Source organism: Nonomuraea montanisoli, assembly GCF_013363975.1.
In the GTDB taxonomy this organism is placed as follows: Bacteria; Actinomycetota; Actinomycetes; order Streptosporangiales; family Streptosporangiaceae; genus Nonomuraea; species Nonomuraea montanisoli.
In genome coordinates, this window is the sequence record NZ_JABWGN010000015.1 from 42,885 (window position 1) to 58,448 (window position 15,564).

17 protein-coding genes are annotated in these 15,564 nt (G+C 71.9%); 10 read left to right on the forward strand and 7 right to left on the reverse strand.

The window, feature by feature from the left end; translation table 11 throughout:
- Nucleotides 1–6 precede the first annotated feature (6 nt).
- The 5 genes from HTZ77_RS33700 (at nucleotide 7) to HTZ77_RS33720 (ending at nucleotide 5,699) form a co-directional block, all read left to right on the forward strand.
- Entirely contained in the window at nucleotides 7–966 is a 960-nt protein-coding gene (locus HTZ77_RS33700; protein WP_175593789.1) for an ABC transporter permease, read from the forward strand.
- A complete protein-coding gene (locus HTZ77_RS33705; RefSeq protein ID WP_175593790.1) occupies nucleotides 963–2,915 on the forward strand; it encodes a dipeptide/oligopeptide/nickel ABC transporter permease/ATP-binding protein in 1,953 nt (650 codons plus the stop codon). The genes HTZ77_RS33700 and HTZ77_RS33705 overlap by 4 nt, the downstream gene beginning before the upstream one ends.
- Nucleotides 2,908–3,900 carry an ABC transporter ATP-binding protein gene (locus HTZ77_RS33710; RefSeq protein WP_328808920.1) on the forward strand — a complete coding sequence of 331 codons (993 nt, stop codon included), beginning with the start codon at nucleotides 2,908–2,910 and terminating at the stop codon, nucleotides 3,898–3,900. Before HTZ77_RS33705 ends, HTZ77_RS33710 begins: the two co-directional genes overlap by 8 nt.
- A gap of 2 nt (nucleotides 3,901–3,902) precedes the next feature.
- On the forward strand, nucleotides 3,903–4,856 hold the full coding sequence (locus HTZ77_RS33715; RefSeq protein ID WP_175593962.1) for a dihydrodipicolinate synthase family protein: 954 nt from the start codon (nucleotides 3,903–3,905) through the stop codon (nucleotides 4,854–4,856).
- A 96-nt stretch (nucleotides 4,857–4,952) separates the two neighbouring features.
- Nucleotides 4,953–5,699, forward strand: coding sequence for a phosphotransferase family protein (locus tag HTZ77_RS33720; protein WP_175593792.1), 747 nt, complete (start codon nucleotides 4,953–4,955; stop codon nucleotides 5,697–5,699).
- Nucleotides 5,700–5,711: 12 nt separating this feature from the next.
- Here HTZ77_RS33720 and HTZ77_RS33725 read toward each other — a convergent pair whose 3' ends face one another.
- Both HTZ77_RS33725 and HTZ77_RS33730 read right to left on the reverse strand, forming a co-directional pair.
- The gene (locus tag HTZ77_RS33725; RefSeq protein WP_175593793.1) at nucleotides 5,712–6,476 is read right to left on the reverse strand and encodes a class I SAM-dependent methyltransferase; all 765 of its coding nucleotides are present in this window, start codon (nucleotides 6,474–6,476) and stop codon (nucleotides 5,712–5,714) included.
- Nucleotides 6,464–7,489 carry a helix-turn-helix transcriptional regulator gene (locus HTZ77_RS33730; protein WP_175593794.1) on the reverse strand — a complete coding sequence of 342 codons (1,026 nt, stop codon included), beginning with the start codon at nucleotides 7,487–7,489 and terminating at the stop codon, nucleotides 6,464–6,466. Before HTZ77_RS33730 ends, HTZ77_RS33725 begins: the two co-directional genes overlap by 13 nt.
- Nucleotides 7,490–7,582: 93 nt before the next feature.
- Between HTZ77_RS33730 and HTZ77_RS33735 the strand changes: the two genes are divergently transcribed.
- Nucleotides 7,583–7,981, forward strand: a complete 399-nt coding sequence (locus HTZ77_RS33735) for a VOC family protein (protein WP_175593795.1) — start codon at nucleotides 7,583–7,585, stop codon at nucleotides 7,979–7,981.
- Nucleotides 7,982–7,996: 15 nt separating this feature from the next.
- Here HTZ77_RS33735 and HTZ77_RS33740 read toward each other — a convergent pair whose 3' ends face one another.
- Entirely contained in the window at nucleotides 7,997–8,449 is a 453-nt protein-coding gene (locus HTZ77_RS33740) for a MarR family winged helix-turn-helix transcriptional regulator (protein WP_175593796.1), read from the reverse strand.
- 95 nt (nucleotides 8,450–8,544) lie between these two features.
- On the opposite strand from HTZ77_RS33740, the gene HTZ77_RS33745 reads away from it, so the two are divergent.
- A complete protein-coding gene (locus HTZ77_RS33745) occupies nucleotides 8,545–8,721 on the forward strand; it encodes a hypothetical protein (RefSeq protein ID WP_175593797.1) in 177 nt (58 codons plus the stop codon).
- A 134-nt stretch (nucleotides 8,722–8,855) separates the two neighbouring features.
- Nucleotides 8,856–10,286: a rifampin monooxygenase gene (gene rox, locus HTZ77_RS33750; RefSeq protein ID WP_175593798.1), complete on the forward strand. Its 1,431-nt coding sequence runs from the start codon at nucleotides 8,856–8,858 to the stop codon at nucleotides 10,284–10,286.
- Nucleotides 10,287–10,357: 71 nt separating this feature from the next.
- On the opposite strand, the gene HTZ77_RS33755 is transcribed toward rox, so the two are convergent.
- The 3 genes from HTZ77_RS33755 to HTZ77_RS33765 form a co-directional block, all read right to left on the reverse strand.
- Entirely contained in the window at nucleotides 10,358–10,948 is a 591-nt protein-coding gene (locus HTZ77_RS33755; RefSeq protein ID WP_205304309.1) for a hypothetical protein, read from the reverse strand.
- Between the two features lie 56 nt (nucleotides 10,949–11,004).
- Complete coding sequence (locus HTZ77_RS33760; protein WP_175593799.1) at nucleotides 11,005–11,571, reverse strand: TIGR03086 family metal-binding protein; 567 nt, start codon at nucleotides 11,569–11,571, stop codon at nucleotides 11,005–11,007.
- A 76-nt stretch (nucleotides 11,572–11,647) separates the two neighbouring features.
- The gene (locus HTZ77_RS33765) at nucleotides 11,648–12,877 is read right to left on the reverse strand and encodes an alpha/beta hydrolase family protein (protein WP_175593800.1); all 1,230 of its coding nucleotides are present in this window, start codon (nucleotides 12,875–12,877) and stop codon (nucleotides 11,648–11,650) included.
- A gap of 90 nt (nucleotides 12,878–12,967) precedes the next feature.
- On the opposite strand from HTZ77_RS33765, the gene HTZ77_RS33770 reads away from it, so the two are divergent.
- Both HTZ77_RS33770 and HTZ77_RS33775 read left to right on the forward strand, forming a co-directional pair.
- Nucleotides 12,968–13,552 carry a TetR/AcrR family transcriptional regulator gene (locus HTZ77_RS33770; RefSeq protein WP_175593801.1) on the forward strand — a complete coding sequence of 195 codons (585 nt, stop codon included), beginning with the start codon at nucleotides 12,968–12,970 and terminating at the stop codon, nucleotides 13,550–13,552.
- Between the two features lie 208 nt (nucleotides 13,553–13,760).
- On the forward strand, nucleotides 13,761–14,903 hold the full coding sequence (locus tag HTZ77_RS33775; RefSeq protein ID WP_328808922.1) for an RNA-guided endonuclease InsQ/TnpB family protein: 1,143 nt from the start codon (nucleotides 13,761–13,763) through the stop codon (nucleotides 14,901–14,903).
- A gap of 53 nt (nucleotides 14,904–14,956) precedes the next feature.
- Here HTZ77_RS33775 and HTZ77_RS33780 read toward each other — a convergent pair whose 3' ends face one another.
- The gene (locus HTZ77_RS33780; protein ID WP_175593802.1) at nucleotides 14,957–15,487 is read right to left on the reverse strand and encodes an NUDIX domain-containing protein; all 531 of its coding nucleotides are present in this window, start codon (nucleotides 15,485–15,487) and stop codon (nucleotides 14,957–14,959) included.
- Nucleotides 15,488–15,564 lie beyond the last annotated feature (77 nt).

The following is a 15,564-nucleotide window of genomic DNA, read 5'->3' on the forward strand; positions in this document are numbered from 1 at the left end:
GCCGCCATGGTCCTCATCGCCCGCCTGCTCGCCCGGCGCGTCCTCATCCTGGTGCCCCTGGTGCTGGGGGTCGTCGCGTTCGTGTTCATCGTGATGCGCTTCTCCAACAGCAAGCCGGAGTACGCGTACTTCCAGGGCGCGAACCCGACCCCCGAGCAGATCCACCAGTTCCAGCTCGAGAACGGCCTGCTCGACCCGCTGCCGCTGCGCTACCTGCGCTTCGTCGCCGACCTGGCGCGCGGCGACATGGGCACCAGCGTGCTCACCCGCAAGCCGGTCATCGAGTCGGTGACGACGGCGCTGCCGCTGACGCTCCAGCTCACGTTCCTCGGCCTGGCCGTGGCCGTCGTGCTGGCGCTGATCTTCGGCGTGACCGCCGCGCTGTTCCGCGACCGCTGGCCGGACCAGGTCATCCGCGTCGTGTCGCTGGTCGGCGTCGCGGCGCCGGCGTTCTGGCTGGCGCTGCTGATGATCCAGTGGCTGGCGGTCGGCGAGGGCCTGTTCCCGACCGGCGGCTACATCAACCCCGCCGACTCCTTCGCCGGCTGGCTGCGCTCGATGGCGCTGCCCGCCCTGTCGCTGTCGCTGCCGGTCGCCGCCCAGCTCACCCGCGTCATCCGCACCTCCATGGTCGAGGAGCTGGACCGCGACTACGTGCGCACGGCCATCGGCAGCGGCCTGCCGCCCGTCGTCGTGGTCGGCCGCAACGTGCTGCGCAACGCGCTCATCAACCCGCTGACCGTGCTCGGCCTGCGCATCGGCTACCTCATCGGCGGGACCGTCGTCATCGAGCAGATCTACGGCCTGCCCGGCATGGGCCAGCTCATGATCAACGCGGTGCGCGACGGCGACCCGGCCGTGGTGCAGGGCGTCGTGCTGACGATCGCCGTGGGCTTCATGGTCGTCAACCTCGCCGTCGACATCCTCTACCTGCTCGTCAACCCCCGCCTGAGGAGCGCCGCATGAGACGTGCCCTGGGGGAGCGCCTGTCCAGGCCCGGCATCGGCTTCCGCCGGCTGCGCCCGCTGTCGTGGGCCGCCGTGGCCGTCATCGCGCTCGTCGTGCTCGCCGCCCTGCTCGCGCCCTGGATCGCGCCCCACTCCCCGTACGTCCAGGAGGCCGCCGGCGGCGGCCCGTCCGCCGCGCACTGGATGGGACTCGACAGCGCCAACCGCGACATCCTGTCCCGGCTGCTGTACGGGGCGCGCTGGTCGCTGATCATCGGCCTCGGCGCGACCGCCCTCGCCCTGGTCGCCGGGGCGCTCGTCGGCGCCGTCGCGGCCACCTCCCGGCGGGGCGTGGACGAGACGCTCATGCGGGTGCTCGACGTCATCATGGCCTTCCCGGGCATCGCGCTGGCCGCCGTGCTGGTCGCCGTGTTCGGCGGCAGCATCCCCGTGCTGGTCATGGCCATCGCGTTCCTCTACATGCCGTCCGTGGCCCGCGTCGTGCGGGCCAACGTCCTCGCCCAGTACGGCGAGGACTACGTCGCGGCCGAACGCGTCATCGGCGCCCGCACCCCGCACATCCTGCTGCGGCACGTGGCGGTCAACTGCGCGGCGCCCGTGCTCGTGTTCTGCACCGTCATGGTGGCCGACGCGATCGTGCTGGAGGCGTCGCTGTCGTTCATCGGCGCCGGCGTCCGCCCGCCGAACCCGTCGTGGGGCAGCGTCATCGCCGACGGCAAGAACCTCGTCCTGCTCGGCGGCTGGTGGGCCACCGTCTTCCCCGGCCTGTTCATCCTCGTCACCGTGCTCTCCCTGAACATCCTGTCCGAAGGCGTCTCCGACGCCTGGGCGGCGCCCGCCGCCACCCGGGCCGCGCCGGTCGCGGACGACCCCGTCGAGCGCGCCGAGCCCGGCTCCGGCGAGCTCGTCGAACTGCCCGGCCTGGCCGAGGCCGCCCGCCGCCTGGCCGAGCGCGCCCGCCCCCTGCCCTCCGGGCCGCCGATCCTGTCGGTGGAACGGCTGCGCATCGGCTTCACCGAGGGCGTGGACATCGTGGACGGCATCTCCTTCGACGTACGGCCCGGCGAGGTGCTCGGCCTGGTCGGCGAGTCGGGATGCGGCAAGTCGCTGACCGCCCTGACGATCATGGGCCTGCAGCCCCGCGAGGCCCGTGTCAGCGGCCACGTCCGCTTCGACCAGAAGGAACTGCTCGCCCTGCCGCGCAAGGCCCGCCGCCGGCTGCTCGGCCACGACATGGCGATGATCTACCAGGACGCCCTGTCGTCCCTGAACCCCGCCATGACCATCAAGGCCCAGCTCAAGCAGGTCACCCGCCGCGGCGGCCGGCGCACCCCCGCCGAGCTGCTGGAGCTGGTCGGTCTCGACGCCGGACGTACCCTGTCGTCCTACCCCCACGAGCTGTCCGGCGGGCAGCGGCAGCGGGTCCTCATCGCGATGGCGCTCTCGCGCGAGCCGAAGCTCATCGTCGCCGACGAGCCCACCACCGCGCTCGACGTGACCGTGCAGGCCCAGGTCATCGAGCTGCTGCTGCGCCTGCGCGAGGAGCTGGGGTTCGCGCTGATCCTCGTCTCCCACGACCTCGCGCTCGTCGCCGACGTCACCGACCGGGTCGTCGTCATGTACGGCGGGCAGATCGTCGAGACCGGCGCGACGCCCGCCCTCGTCGGGGCGCCGGCCCACCACTACGCCCGCGGGCTGCTCGGCTCCGTGCTGTCGCTGGAGTCGGGCGCCGAGCGGCTCACCCAGATCCGCGGCGTCGTCCCGCCGCCCTCGGGCTTCCCCGCCGGATGCCGGTTCGCCGACCGGTGCCCGATGGCCAGCGCCAGGTGCTGGGACGACGCGCCGCCGCTGGAGGGCGACGCGCACCGGCACGCGTTCGCCTGCCACCACCCGGCGACCGGACTGCCGGCCGACCTGGAGACCGCGGGGAGTGACCAGCGTGCTTGAGCTCAGGGACGTCCACGTCGTCCACAAGGCGCGCACCGGCGGGCTGTTCTCCCACGACCGCGTCCACGCCCTGACCGGCGCGAGCCTGACCGTCGCCCCCGGCGAGACCGTGGGCGTGGTGGGGGAGTCCGGCTGCGGCAAGTCCACCCTGGCCCGGGTCCTCGTCGGGCTGCAACGGCCCACGTCCGGCACCGTGTCCCTGAACGGCCGCGACCTGTGGGCCATGAGCGACGCCGAGCGCCGCGCCGCCGTCGGGACCGGCGTCGGCATGGTGTTCCAGGACCCGTCCACGGCGCTCAACCGGCGGCTGCCCGTCCGGCAGGTCCTGCGCGACCCGCTCGACGTCCACCGGCGCGGCACCCCCGCCGAGCGCGACGCCCGCGTCCGCGAACTGCTCGGCCTCGTCGGGCTGCCCGCCTCCGTCGCCGAGGCCCTGCCCGGCCGGCTGTCCGGCGGCCAGCGCCAGCGCGTCGCCGTCGCCCGGGCCCTCGCGCTGGAGCCCGCCCTGCTCGTCGCCGACGAGCCGACCAGCGCCCTCGACGTCTCCGTCCGGGCCCAGATCCTCAACCTGCTGCTCGACCTCAAGGACCGGCTCGGCCTGGCCATGGTGTTCGTCTCCCACGACATCCAGACCGTGCGGCGCATGAGTGACCGGGTGGTCAGCATGTACCTGGGGCGGATCGTGGAGCAGGCGCCGGCCCGGACCGTGCCCCTCGGGGCCCGGCACCCGTACACCCGGGCCCTGTTCTCCGCGACGCCCGGCCTGATCTCGCCCATCACCCCGATCCCGCTGACCGGAGCGGTGCCCTCGGCCACCCGGCCGCCGAGCGGGTGCCCGTTCCGTACCCGCTGCTGGCGCGCGGACGACACGTGCGCGGCGGCCTGGCCCGACGCCACGCCCGACGGCGACGACCACCTCTTCCACTGCCACCACCCGGTGGCGGCGGGAGCCACCGACCTCGACCTGATCCAGGAGCGCTCGTGACGATGCCCGACCCCGCCGGACCCGCCTCGACCCCCGCCACCGGCGGGCCGAGCGCCCTGACGGGGGTGATCCCGCCGGTGTGCACCCCGATGACCCCCGACCACGAGGTGGACACCCGTTCGCTCACCCGGCTCGTCGACCACCTGCTGGCCGGGGGCGTGGACGCGCTGTTCGTGCTCGGCTCGTCGTCCGAGGTGGCCTACCTGCCCGACGCCCACCGGCGCGCGGTGCTGGACACCGTCGTGGGACACGTGGCCAGGCAGGTGCCGGTGCTCGCCGGGGTCATCGACATGACCACGCCCCGGGTCCTCGACCACGCCCGGGTCGCCCTGGACGCGGGCGTGTCGGGGCTGGTCGCCACGGCGCCCTTCTACACGCGTACGCACCCGGAGGAGATCCGCACCCACTTCCGGCTCATCGCCGCGCGCACCGGGCTGCCGCTGTACGCCTACGACCTGCCGGTGTCGGTCCACACCAAGCTCCCGGCCGCGCTGCTGCTGGAGCTGGCGGCCGAGGGCGTGCTGGCCGGGGTCAAGGACTCCAGCGGCGACGACGGCGGCCTGCGCGAGGTCATCCTGGGCCGGGTGCCCGGCTTCAGCGTGCTGACCGGGTCGGAGGTCACGGTCGACTCGGCCCTGTGGATGGGCGCGGACGGGGTCGTGCCGGGCCTCGGCAACGTGGACCCCCACGGCTACGTCCGGCTGGCCGCCTGCGCGGGCCGCGGCGAGTGGGAGGCGGCGCGGCAGGAGCAGGAGAGACTGGTGCGGCTCTTCGAGATCGTCCGGGTGGGGGGCGCGCGGATGGGCGGCAGCTCGTCGGGGCTGGGCGCCTTCAAGGCGGCGCTGTACCTTCGCGGGATCATCGACTGCCCGGTGACGGCGCCTCCGCAGGTGCCGTTGAACGACGACGAGATCGCCCGTGTCGGCAAGTACCTGGCGGCCGCGGGGCTGCTCTGAAGGGAAGGCCGCCGGGTGGCGGGACGCGGTCAGCCGCGTCACCGCCCGCGATAAACCAGGCGACGTCGGCGATCGTCCCCGGGATACTGGTCGCCCATGGATGAGGTCGAAGTCGTCGTCGCCCACTCCGAGCGCGCGACTCTGCGCGTCGGTGACGTGTTCTTGAAGGTGGACGCCGATCAGGCGCGCATCGACGCCGAGGTCGAGGTGATGGCCCTCGCGCCGGTCCCGACCCCGGAGGTCCTGTGGCGCAAGCCGCCCGTGCTCGCGATCGCCGCAGTCCCGGGGACGACGCTCGGGCGCCTCGGCGGGCCGTCGACCGGGTCACCGGCGGCGTGGGCCGCGGCGGGCGCCGCCATCCGGAAGCTGCACGAAGCGCCCCTGCCGCCCCTGCCGGGCCGGGCCGGCCGGAGCGTCGTCGCGCTGGCGGCGGAACTCGACGACGAGTGCGAGCTGCTCGTGACGAAGGGTGTCCTGCCCGCTGACCTGGTCACCCGCAACCGCCAGGTCGCCGAGGCCGCGCTCCGGCCGTGGACTCCGGCGTTCACCCACGGCGACCTGCAGATCGCGCACGTCTTCGTCGACGGCGACGAGGTCACCGGCATCATCGACTGGTCCGAGGCGGGCCAGGGCGATGCCCTGTACGACCTCGCCACCTTCACGCTCGGACACGAGGAGCACCTCGACGACGTCATCGCCGGCTATGGCGCCGACATCGACCTCGACGTGATCCACGCGTGGTGGTCGTTGCGAAGCCTGCTGGCCGTTCGCTGGCTGATCGAGCACGGCTTCGACCCCTACGCGCCGGGCTGCGAGGTCGACGTGCTGAGATCCCGGATGTGAGGCAGCCGCCCGTCAGCCGGCTTCCAGGACGAAGAACAGGAAGCACAGGAACCGCGTGCCGGTGATCTCGCGGAACTCCTCGGGGAACACTTCGCGGGCCTCCGGCACGAACGGCGGTTCGCTGATGACGCTGATGCGGAAGCCGGCCGCGGTGAAGGCCTCGGTCATCGCGTGCAGCGGCCGGTTCCAGAAACTCAGCTGGGCGGTCTGCCCGCCCATGGTCCATTCTTCGATCCGGTTACGGGTCTCGAAGTACTGGGGCTTTTTCCCGGCCATGTGCTGAAAGAGAACGACACTGAAAGGATGGTCGATCGAGATGAGGAGTCTGCCGCCGGGCCTCAGCACGCGTCGCAGCTCGGCCAGCGTCGGTCCCCAGTCCTCCAGGTAGTGCAGCACCAGCGACGCGATGACGTCGTCGAAGGTGTCGTCGGGAAAGGGCAGGGGGCCGGCCAGGTCGGCGACCCGCAGGTCCGCGTCCGCGCCCAGCCGCTGCCGGGCCTTCTCCAGAATCCCGGCGCTCGCGTCGATGCCGGTGACGACGGCGCCGCGATCGCGCAGCTCGGCGAACAGGGGGCCCGAGCCGCAGCCGGCGTCGAGGATGCGCCGGCCGGTCACGTCCCCGGCGAGTTCCAGCATCGCGGGACGCTCGTAATACGCGTTCAGGAGGCTGGTCTCGTTCTCGGCCGTGTATCCCTCGGCGATCACGTCGTAGGCGTTGTGTTCGGTCGAATGTCCGGTCTCAATGTGGTTCTCGGGCATAGTCGTCATGCGGGCCATCTTGGCGGCCCCGTCACGGGTTGCGCAGGCATTCGGGCGTAGGACGCGAGGCGGCCGGCGAGCGCGCTGACGAGGTCGCGTAGTTCGTCGGGGCGGTCGATGACGAACGGCCGGTCGAGTGCGGCGAGTGCCGGAGCCACCCAGTCGAGCCGTTCGGCCCGCAACTCGACGCGCAGCCAACGCTCGGCCGTCCGATCCTCGCCCGCCGCGGGCTCGCACTCCTCCAGGCTCGCCACGCCGGCGGGAAGGTGGGCGCGGATCTGCTCGGCTGTCCCATGGATCCGCAAGGTCACCTCATGCCGGTACTCGGCCGCGGCGAACCCCGACAACACGCGCTGTGCCGGATCCGGACCCTCGGGCGCCTCGAACGAGCCGGGCAGGGTCCGCGCGTCCGCGATGCGATCGAGCCGGAAGGTCCGGTCCTCGTCGATCCCGGCGTCCCTGCCCGTGACGTACCACCGGCCCCTATGGGCGACGATCCCGTACGCGTGCAGCGTGCGTTCGCTGCGCCGCCCGTCGCGGTCGGTGTAGCGGATCGAGACCGGTCGCCGGTGGCGTACCGCGTCGGCGAGGGTGAGCAGGACCCCGGCGTCCGGGGCGTCGAACGCGCCGGGCCGATCGGTGAAGGCGAGAGCCTCCAGGAGCGTGTCCAGCCGCCGGGCGACGTGCCGGGGCAGCACCCGCCGGATCTTCGCCGACGCCGTCTCGGTCGCCGCGTGCTGCGTCGTCATCAACCCCGCCCGGCGGCCGGCGACCAGGCCGAGCAGCACGGCCAGCGCCTCGTCGTCGCTGAGCATGAGCGGAGGCAGGCGGTACCCGGGGGCGAGCCGGTACCCGCCGTATCGGCCGCGCACCGATTCCACGGGCACGTCCAGGTCGATCAGCTGATCCACATAGCGCCGCACGGTGCGCCCTTCGACGCCGAGCCGGTCGGCGAGTTCGGCCACGGTCCGGGTGCCGCCCGACTGCAGCAGCTCAAGGAGGGTCAGCACGCGCCCGGTGGGTCGAGACATGTGCACAGCCTACGTAGATAGTGGACCGATTCTGTCCACTATTTCCCCTAGTCTGCGAAGTGTCCGATTCCGGCACAGTGCAAGGAGATTGCCATGAACTTCGTCTCGATCCGGATCATCACCGGCGACGTCGCGCGCCTCGTCGAGTTCTACGAGCGAGCCACAGGGGTGCCGGCGAGGTGGGCCACCGAGGACTTCGCCGAACTCACCACCCCCACGGCCACCCTCGCGATCGCCAGCACCCGCACCGTCCCGCTGTTCGCCCCGGGCTCCGCCCGCCCGGCCGACAACCACAGCGTGATCACCGAGTTCCTCGTCGACGACGTGGACGCCGTTCATCAGAACCTGACCGGCTTCGTGACCGACTTCGTCAACGAGCCCACCACGATGCCCTGGGGCAATCGGTCGCTGCTGTTCCGCGACCCCGACGGCAACCTCGTCAACTTCTTCACCCCCGTCACCCCGGCGGCCATCGAGAAGTTCGCGCGCTGACGCCGGCAGGAGGGATCACGCGGTGCCGCGGGTCGCCGCGATCACCCGTGTCAGCGCCTGGTGCAGGTCCTGCAGCTCCTCCAGGCTCATGCCGAGACGGGCCACGATCGCCGGGGGGATCTTCTCCGCCTCCGCCCTCAGCTCCCGGCCGGCCGGGGTGAGGGTCACGCACAGTGCCCGCTCGTCCTTGCTGTCCCGTTCGCGGTTGATGTAGCCGAGCGCCTGCAGTCGTTTGAGCAGGGGCGACAGCGTGCCCGGGTCGAGCTGGAGCAGCTCGCCGAGCTCCTTGACCGACAGGGGTTCGTGCTGCCAGAGCGCGAGCATCGCCAAGTACTGCGGATGGGTCAGCCCGAAGGGTTGCAGCAGCGGCCGGTACAGGCCGATCACGCTCCGCGAGGCGATGCTGAGGGCAAAGCACACTTGCCGGTCCAGTGCCAGCAGGTCTGTGGGCTCTGTCACGGGCTCCATCCGTGGGCACCTCCGGGCACGCATGCTAAATTAATTGGCGTACAAACTATTATCGCCCCAAGAGAAGTCGCGCAAACGGGTGAAGGGACGCCGTCGTGTTCTATCGCAAGCCGCTGGAGGAGCGCATCGCCGAGCGTCAGGCCCAGATGCGGCCCCTGAAGGAGGGCAAGCACTTCGAGCACGGTCCGGCCAAGTTCATCTTCATCACGCTGATCGTCGTGGTGGTGCTGATGCACACCGTCGGGCTGGCCATCGCCATGCATTTCGCCTGAGGGGCGCACACTTCCGCGCCGAACACACCAGGCCCCGCATTTTCACTCTATAGCGCAACAGGGGGCTTGCGGCAAGACCCTGGTCGTGCCGCAGAATCGCCTGCCGGAGCCAGAGGCTACGGAACGGGGGATTCATGATCGACGTGATCATCGCCGGTGGCGGACCGACCGGACTGATGCTGGCCGCCGAGTTGCGGCTGCACGGCGTGCACGTGCTCGTGCTGGAGAAGGAGACGGCGCCCACCCCGTACGTCCGCGCGCTCGGCCTGCACGTGCGCAGCATCGAGGTGATGGACCAGCGCGGTCTGCTGGAGCGGTTCCTCGCGCACGGCAAGCAGCACCCGGTCGGCGCCTTCTTCGCCGGCATCCCCAAACCGGCGCCCGACCGGCTGGACACCGCGCACTCCTACGTCCTCGCCATCCCGCAGACCATCACCGATCGCCTGCTGGCCGAGCGCGCCGCCGAGCTCGGCGCCGAGATCCGGCGCGGCTGCGAACTGGTCGGTCTGAGTCAGGACGATCACGGGGTGACCGCCGAGCTGGCCGACGGCACGCGGCTGCGCTCGCGCTACCTCGTCGGCTGCGACGGCGGCCGGAGCACGGTGCGCAGACTGCTCGGCGTCGGCTTCCCCGGTGAGCCGACCCGGGTCGAGACGCTGCTGGGCGAGATGGAGGTGGCCGCGCCTCCGGAGACGGTGGCCGCCGTGGTGGCCGAGGTGCGCACGACCGAGAAGCGGTTCGGCCTCGCGCCCCTCGGGGAGGGGGTGTACCGCGTCCTCGTGCCCGCCGCGCAGGTGGCCGAGGACCGCTCGGCGCCGCCGGCCTTCGAGGAGTTCAAGCAGCAGTTGCGGGTGTACGCCGGCACCGACTTCGGCGTGCACTCGCCGCGCTGGCTCTCCCGCTTCGGCGACGCCACCCGGCTGGCCGAGCGCTACCGTACCGGCCGGGTGCTGCTGGCCGGCGACGCGGCGCACATCCATCCACCGGTCGGCGGCCAGGGCCTCAACCTCGGCATCCAGGACGCCTTCAACCTCGGCTGGAAGCTGGCGGCCGAGGTCGCCGGCTGGGCGCCGGAGGGACTGCTGGACAGCTACCACACCGAACGCCACCCGGTGGCCGCCGACGTGCTGGACAACACCCGCGCGCAGATGGAGCTGCTGTCGTCCGAGCCGGGCCCCCAGGCGGTGCGCCGGCTGCTGTCGGAGCTGATGAGGTTCGAGGCCGTGAGCCGGTACCTGACCGAGAAGATCATCGCGATCGGGATCCGCTACGACTTCGGCGCCGGCCACGAACTGCTCGGCCGGCGGATGCGCGACATCGGCCTGAAGGGCGGCCGTCTCTACGAGCTGACGCACGGTGGCCGCGGGCTGCTGCTCGACCGGACCGGCCGGCTCTCGGTCGCCGGGTGGGCGGACCGGGTCGACCACGTCGTCGACGGCGGCGAGGAACTGGACGTGCCCGCCGTACTGCTGCGACCCGACGGCCACGTGGCCTGGGCCGGCGAGGACCAGCAGGACCTGCTCGACCACCTGCCCCGGTGGTTCGGCGCACCCGTCGCCTCCTGACCCCACGAGGCTCGTGGAGGTCCCGGTCCCCGCCGTGACTCCCCTGGTCGACGGCGCCGGAGCGGGCGTGGTCAGGGCAGCTTGATCCCGCCGACGATCCTGCCGAGGTCGCCGACGAGCGGCTGCCCGGCCATCACGGTGACGACGACCCCCTCGCGCTCCACCCAGCCGGCGAACCGCCCGGCGCCGAGCGCGCCGTCGCCCAGCTTGGTCAGCACCTGGTGGCCGCCGATCTTCTTCGTCTTCGCACCACCCGTGAAAGTCCCCAGGGTGACGGGGAGCTTCTTCAGGTCCGCGAGGTCCCGGGCGCCCGGCCAGCACACCACGCGCACCCACAGGAACCGGCGCTTGAGGTCGGTGTCGCCTCGGTCGTCCGTCCACTGGTAGCCGTACTCGGTGACGCCGTCGTGCTTCTGCGCGACGAGCTGGCCGTGGGTGAAGCCCTTGGGGATGTACCCGACGTGGACTCCCCTGAGGGCGTCGGCGCCCTTCGCGGGCTTGTCGGACTTGGAGTCGTAGGAGCGCTTGATCTCGGCCTTGCTCGGGGTGGGGCACCCGGTTCCGGTCGCGGCGGGCGCCGCGTGGGCCGAGGGGGCGTAGAGCGTCGCGGCCGACAGGAGGGACACGGCGGCCAGCGTCAGAGTCTTGTTGATCGCTTTCATGTAGGGGTTGGATGCGCCTCGGCGAGCCGAAGTTCGCGGTGAGAGCGAAGCGCGGGTCACCGGGCGAGGTCGCGGCCGAGGAAGGCCAGGAGCCGCCGGTGGGCGGGGGCGTCGTCGCACACCGGGACGGCGGGGCCGAACATGCCGGGCCGGCGGAAGGCGGCGAAGTCCATGCCGCGCATGACCGCGAGCAGCTCGCCGCACAGCTCGTCGTCGACGAGATGTGCCTGGCCGGTGGCGAGCGCCAGGTCCGCGCCGTGCACGAGGACCTCGGTGAGATGGATGAGCGCGGCCATCGGCCCCGGCACCTCGCCGAACCCCAGCCGCACGGTGGTGGCCAGGGCGTCCGGGCGGTGCCAGGCGTCGCGGTCGAGATCGGCTGCGACGGCGTAGGCGGCCTGCGGGTCGGCGCCGAGCCAGTCGTCCTCGTGCGCGCCGCCGGCGTCGGTTCCGGTGAGCTCGGCGGCGAAGACGCGCATGCCGCCGACCAGGTGGTTGAGCTCGGTGCGCAGGTCCCACCCGGGGCACGGGGAGGGGGCGGTGAGCCGGTCGTGGGCGATGCCCTTGACGACGGCGGCGGTCATGTCGAGGGCACGGTCGATCTGGTCGATCACGGCGGTCATGGCGTGGTCCTCCGATGGGGCGGTGGTCGGGCGGTCCGGGGCTGGGCGTCGGGCGGTCCGGGGCGGGGCGTGGTGGTCAGCGGGCCGGGGTGTGGTGGGCCAGGGCGTCGTCGAGCCAGTCGTAGACGCGGGCGAAGGCCAGGCGCTGGGCGCCGGACTGGCAGTGGGCGTCGGCGCCCTGGCCGGCGGTGAACTCCAGCAGCGTCCTGGGGCAGGTCAGGTGCTCGTACAGCTGCTCGGGCTGGCCCCGGAAGAAGCCGTCGTCGGCGCCCGCGCACACCAGGGTCGGACAGGTGATCTTCTCGGCGATGCCGTCGCGCAGGTGGTAGTCGAGGTAGGCGGCGCCGAACGCGCGCGGGGTGTCGACGCCCATGGCGAACATGCCGTGCTCCATGGCCCAGCGCAGCATCGGGCTGGAGGCCATGGCGTCCTCCAGCATCGCGTCCAGCTCCGGGTCCTGGTCGGCGCGCAGCCGGCGCTCGGCCTCCGCGCGCGGCAGCGGGATGCCGGAGGTGGCGATGTCGCCCAGGTCGTAGACGCCGTCCAGGCAGACGAGCGCGGCGACGCGGTGGTCGAAGGCGGCGGCGCGCGGCGCGAGCAGCCCGCCCATGCTCGCGCCGAGCAGGGCGACGCGGGCCGGGTCCACCTCGGGACGGGTGAGGGCGTAGTCGATGGCGGGGCCGACGACGTTCTCCCAGTCGGGACGGAACAGCAGGCCCTGGTGGTGACGGGTGCCGGGCTGGCCGGGGCCGTCGAAGGTCAGCACGGTGTAGCCGCGCTCGGCCGCCGCGGCGGCGCCGAAGAAGTGCATTTCCTCCACGGTGCCGTCGAAGCCGTTGAACATGAGCACGGTCGGCCGCGGGGTTCCGGAGTCGTCGGCCCGGTACAGGTAGCCGGGCAGGACGGTGTCCTCGTACGGGATCTCCACGGGCTCGACGGCCGGGGTGAACAGCGCGGCGGCCTGGCGGAAGCAGGCGACCGAGGCGTCGTAGGCGTGCAGGATGCGCGGGTCGGCGGGGTCGCCGTGCAGGAAGAACTCGGCGGCGCGGTAGTAGTTCGACGCCCGCAGGAAGGCGTCGCGGGCGCTGACGCGGTGGCCGGCCGCCAGGGCCGCCCGGGCCTCGCCGGCCACGCGGTCGGCGGTGCCCAGCCACGCGTCGTGCCAGCTGTCGTAGTCGCCCGCGGTGATCCGCTCGCACGTGGTCACGACCTCGCCGAAGTCGCCGCCGCCGTACGCGATGTGCCCGAAGGTGCGCAGGGTCTCGTACCAGAAGCTCGGGTTGCCAGGGAAGAAAAGAGGCTTCACGTCCACTCCTAAAGCAGTTGGATGCTGCGTTTAGGACTGTAGGGCAGCTCTTCGCGTAAACGCAAGTGGGAGCTGCGTTAAGATGGGCGCATGGTGGAACAGCAGCGAGCCCGGCGACCCGGCGGGCGCAGCGCCCGCGTCCGCGCGGCGGTGCACCAGGCGGTCACCGACCTGGTCGCCGAGCGCGGCTACGGCAGCTTCACCGTCGGCGACGTCGCCGCCCGCGCGGGCGTGGCCGACACCAGCGTCTACCGTCGCTGGGGCACCCTGGAGGCCCTGCTCATGGACGTGGCGATCACGCGGCTCACCACGGCCTCCCCCGTCCCCGACACGGGCAGCCTGGAGCAGGACCTGCGCGTCTACGCCGCCGGCGTGGTCCGCGACGTCACCGGCCCCGACGGGCTGGCCGCGCTGCGGCTGGTCATCTCGCTGTCCGCGGCGGGGGAGGACGGCGTGCGGGCGCGGAACGCGTTCCTGGCCGAGCGTGGACGCCAGCTCCAGGGCATGCTGGACCGCGCCCGGGAGCGAGGTGAGCACCCGCCCGAGGGCCTGGACATCCTCGACCACCTCCTGGCCCCGATGTACATCCGCAGCCTGTTCGGGATGGAACCGCTCACCCCCGCCTACGCCGACACGCTGGTCGACCGGCTGCTGGCCCTCCGTCGACAGTCCTAGACGTGCCAGAGGGCGGCCATCTGCCGGATGGCCGACCGCGACGGAACGGCGCGCAGCGGCGCAAGATTTCCGTTGGTGAACACCTTGCGCCGGTATTGGGCGTGAAGACCACATGTGCGTGCAGGCTGGAGACCACACCGCGGACTCGCCGGATATCGGGTTCGGTTTCCACCACGGTGGCATAGGCCAAACGCTAATGTGTTCGATTGTGAGGCTGGTGGTGCAGGTGAAGCTTCTGTCGACGCCCGAGCAGGCGGCGGCCTTGGAGGCCACGCTGCGCGCCGCGAACAAAGCCGCCGATCTTGTTTCGCGCATCGCCTTTCAGCGGCGGTGTTTCCGTAACTTCGATCTGCGTAAGCACACCTACGAGCAGGTCAAGGCCGTCTTCGGGCTGGGCGCGCAGGCCGCCCAGCACGTGATCAAGAAGGTCTGCGACGCCTACCGCACTCTGCATGCCAACCTGGCCGCCGGAAACCTCGGCGCGCCAGTATCTGTGCGGCGCGTCAAAGCCGAGAACAAACCGATCTCTTTTCGTCCCGGTGCGGCCCAGCCGTATGACGACCGGTGTCTGTCCTGGCAGCACACCGACCGGACGGTGTCGATCTGGACGACCGCCGGACGGCTGCGCGGCATCGCCTTCACCGGCTCGGCCCGGCAACTGGCTCTGCTGGTCAAGCACCGCAAGGGTGAGTCCGACCTGGTGTGGCGGGAGGGCATGTGGTTTCTGCACGCCACCGTCGGGGTGCCGGACGTGCCGGTCACTGTGCCGGACGGGTTTGTCGGGGTGGATCTGGGCATCGCCAACCTCGCCACCACCAGTGAGGGCGTCCGGCACAGCGGCAAGGGCCTGAACGCGGTCCGGCACCGGCACCGTGAGCTGCGCCGCCGCCTGCAGGCCAAGCGCACCAAGTCGGCCAAGCGGCTGCTGAAACGGCGCCGCCGTAAGGAGGCCCGCTTCGCCGCGAACATCAATCACAGCATCGCCAAGCAGATCGTGACCGAGGCAGAACGCGCCGGGCGCGGCATCGCTCTGGAAGACCTCCGGGGCATCCGCGATCGGGTACGGCTTCGCAAGCCCCAGCGGGTCACGCTGCACGCGTGGAGCTTCCACCAGTTGGGAGCCTTCGTCGCCTACAAGGCGGCCCGTGCCGGGGTCGCCGTCATCCATGTGGATGCGGCCTACACCTCCCAGCAATGCTCGCGCTGTGGTCACGTGGACAGGAGCAACCGGCCCGATCAGGAAACCTTCACCTGCACGTCGTGCGGCTTCGCTGAGCACGCCGACGTCAACGCGGCCCGCAACATCGCCTCACGCGGTGCGGCGGGCTGGGCAGTGAGTCACGCTGCCTGACGCGGACCAGACCGTCGAGGCCATCGACGGCGAGGAGCTGCGAGCTCGGTCGTTCACGGCGGAGAAGCTGACGTCATCGTGCACGGCTGCTCGGGACACGCCGAGCAGCGGCCGTGACCCGCCGGACCGGTCGCGCCGCGGCGGGAGAGCTCCAGGAGCTCCCGGTGTGACCTCTGCATGCCCTCGGGCAGCTCGTCCGGCGAGAACCATCCCGCCTCCAGCACCTCGAAGGGGTCGACCTTGAGGTCCCCGCCGACGAGGACGGCCTCGTAGGCCACCTCCGCCCGCAGCCGGTATCCGCTGACCAGGCGCACGAGCCGGCCGACCCGGACGGTCAGGCCGGTCTCCTCACGGACCTCCCGCACGACGGTGTCCTCGAACGTCTCCGACCTGTTCGCGTAACCGGTGGGGAACCCCCATGAGCGGCCCTCCGGCCACAGCCGGTGATTGAGGAGGAGCAGGCGCCCTTCGTCGTCCCGGACGATGCCCGTGACGCCGACCATGAACGTGGCGTGCTTCAGCCACAGGAGACGCCACTGCAGGCGTCCTCCCAGGGACCTCCACAGACGCGCGACCAACTTCATGGCTCTCCCCCTCGGACGGCCCGCGTTCCGCGAGCCCCCACCATCATGGCGATCAGGCGCGGGTCCGCGCGACGGAC

What these genes read in the sequence shown, in the direction of transcription:
- HTZ77_RS33730 (WP_175593794.1), bottom strand. Translation starts at nt 7,489, where the DNA reads ATGTCTCGACCCACCGGGCGCGTGCTGACCCTCCTTGAGCTGCTGCAG.
- HTZ77_RS33705 (WP_175593790.1), top strand. Translation starts at nt 963, where the DNA reads ATGAGACGTGCCCTGGGGGAGCGCCTGTCCAGGCCCGGCATCGGCTTC.
- HTZ77_RS33740 (WP_175593796.1), bottom strand. Translation starts at nt 8,449, where the DNA reads ATGGAGCCCGTGACAGAGCCCACAGACCTGCTGGCACTGGACCGGCAA.
- HTZ77_RS33755 (WP_205304309.1), bottom strand. Translation starts at nt 10,948, where the DNA reads ATGAAAGCGATCAACAAGACTCTGACGCTGGCCGCCGTGTCCCTCCTG.
- HTZ77_RS33725 (WP_175593793.1), bottom strand. Translation starts at nt 6,476, where the DNA reads ATGGCCCGCATGACGACTATGCCCGAGAACCACATTGAGACCGGACAT.
- HTZ77_RS33700 (WP_175593789.1), top strand. Translation starts at nt 7, where the DNA reads ATGGTCCTCATCGCCCGCCTGCTCGCCCGGCGCGTCCTCATCCTGGTG.
- HTZ77_RS33720 (WP_175593792.1), top strand. Translation starts at nt 4,953, where the DNA reads ATGGATGAGGTCGAAGTCGTCGTCGCCCACTCCGAGCGCGCGACTCTG.
- HTZ77_RS33770 (WP_175593801.1), top strand. Translation starts at nt 12,968, where the DNA reads ATGGTGGAACAGCAGCGAGCCCGGCGACCCGGCGGGCGCAGCGCCCGC.
- HTZ77_RS33780 (WP_175593802.1), bottom strand. Translation starts at nt 15,487, where the DNA reads ATGAAGTTGGTCGCGCGTCTGTGGAGGTCCCTGGGAGGACGCCTGCAG.
- rox (WP_175593798.1), top strand. Translation starts at nt 8,856, where the DNA reads ATGATCGACGTGATCATCGCCGGTGGCGGACCGACCGGACTGATGCTG.
- HTZ77_RS33735 (WP_175593795.1), top strand. Translation starts at nt 7,583, where the DNA reads ATGAACTTCGTCTCGATCCGGATCATCACCGGCGACGTCGCGCGCCTC.
- HTZ77_RS33715 (WP_175593962.1), top strand. Translation starts at nt 3,903, where the DNA reads ATGCCCGACCCCGCCGGACCCGCCTCGACCCCCGCCACCGGCGGGCCG.
- HTZ77_RS33760 (WP_175593799.1), bottom strand. Translation starts at nt 11,571, where the DNA reads ATGACCGCCGTGATCGACCAGATCGACCGTGCCCTCGACATGACCGCC.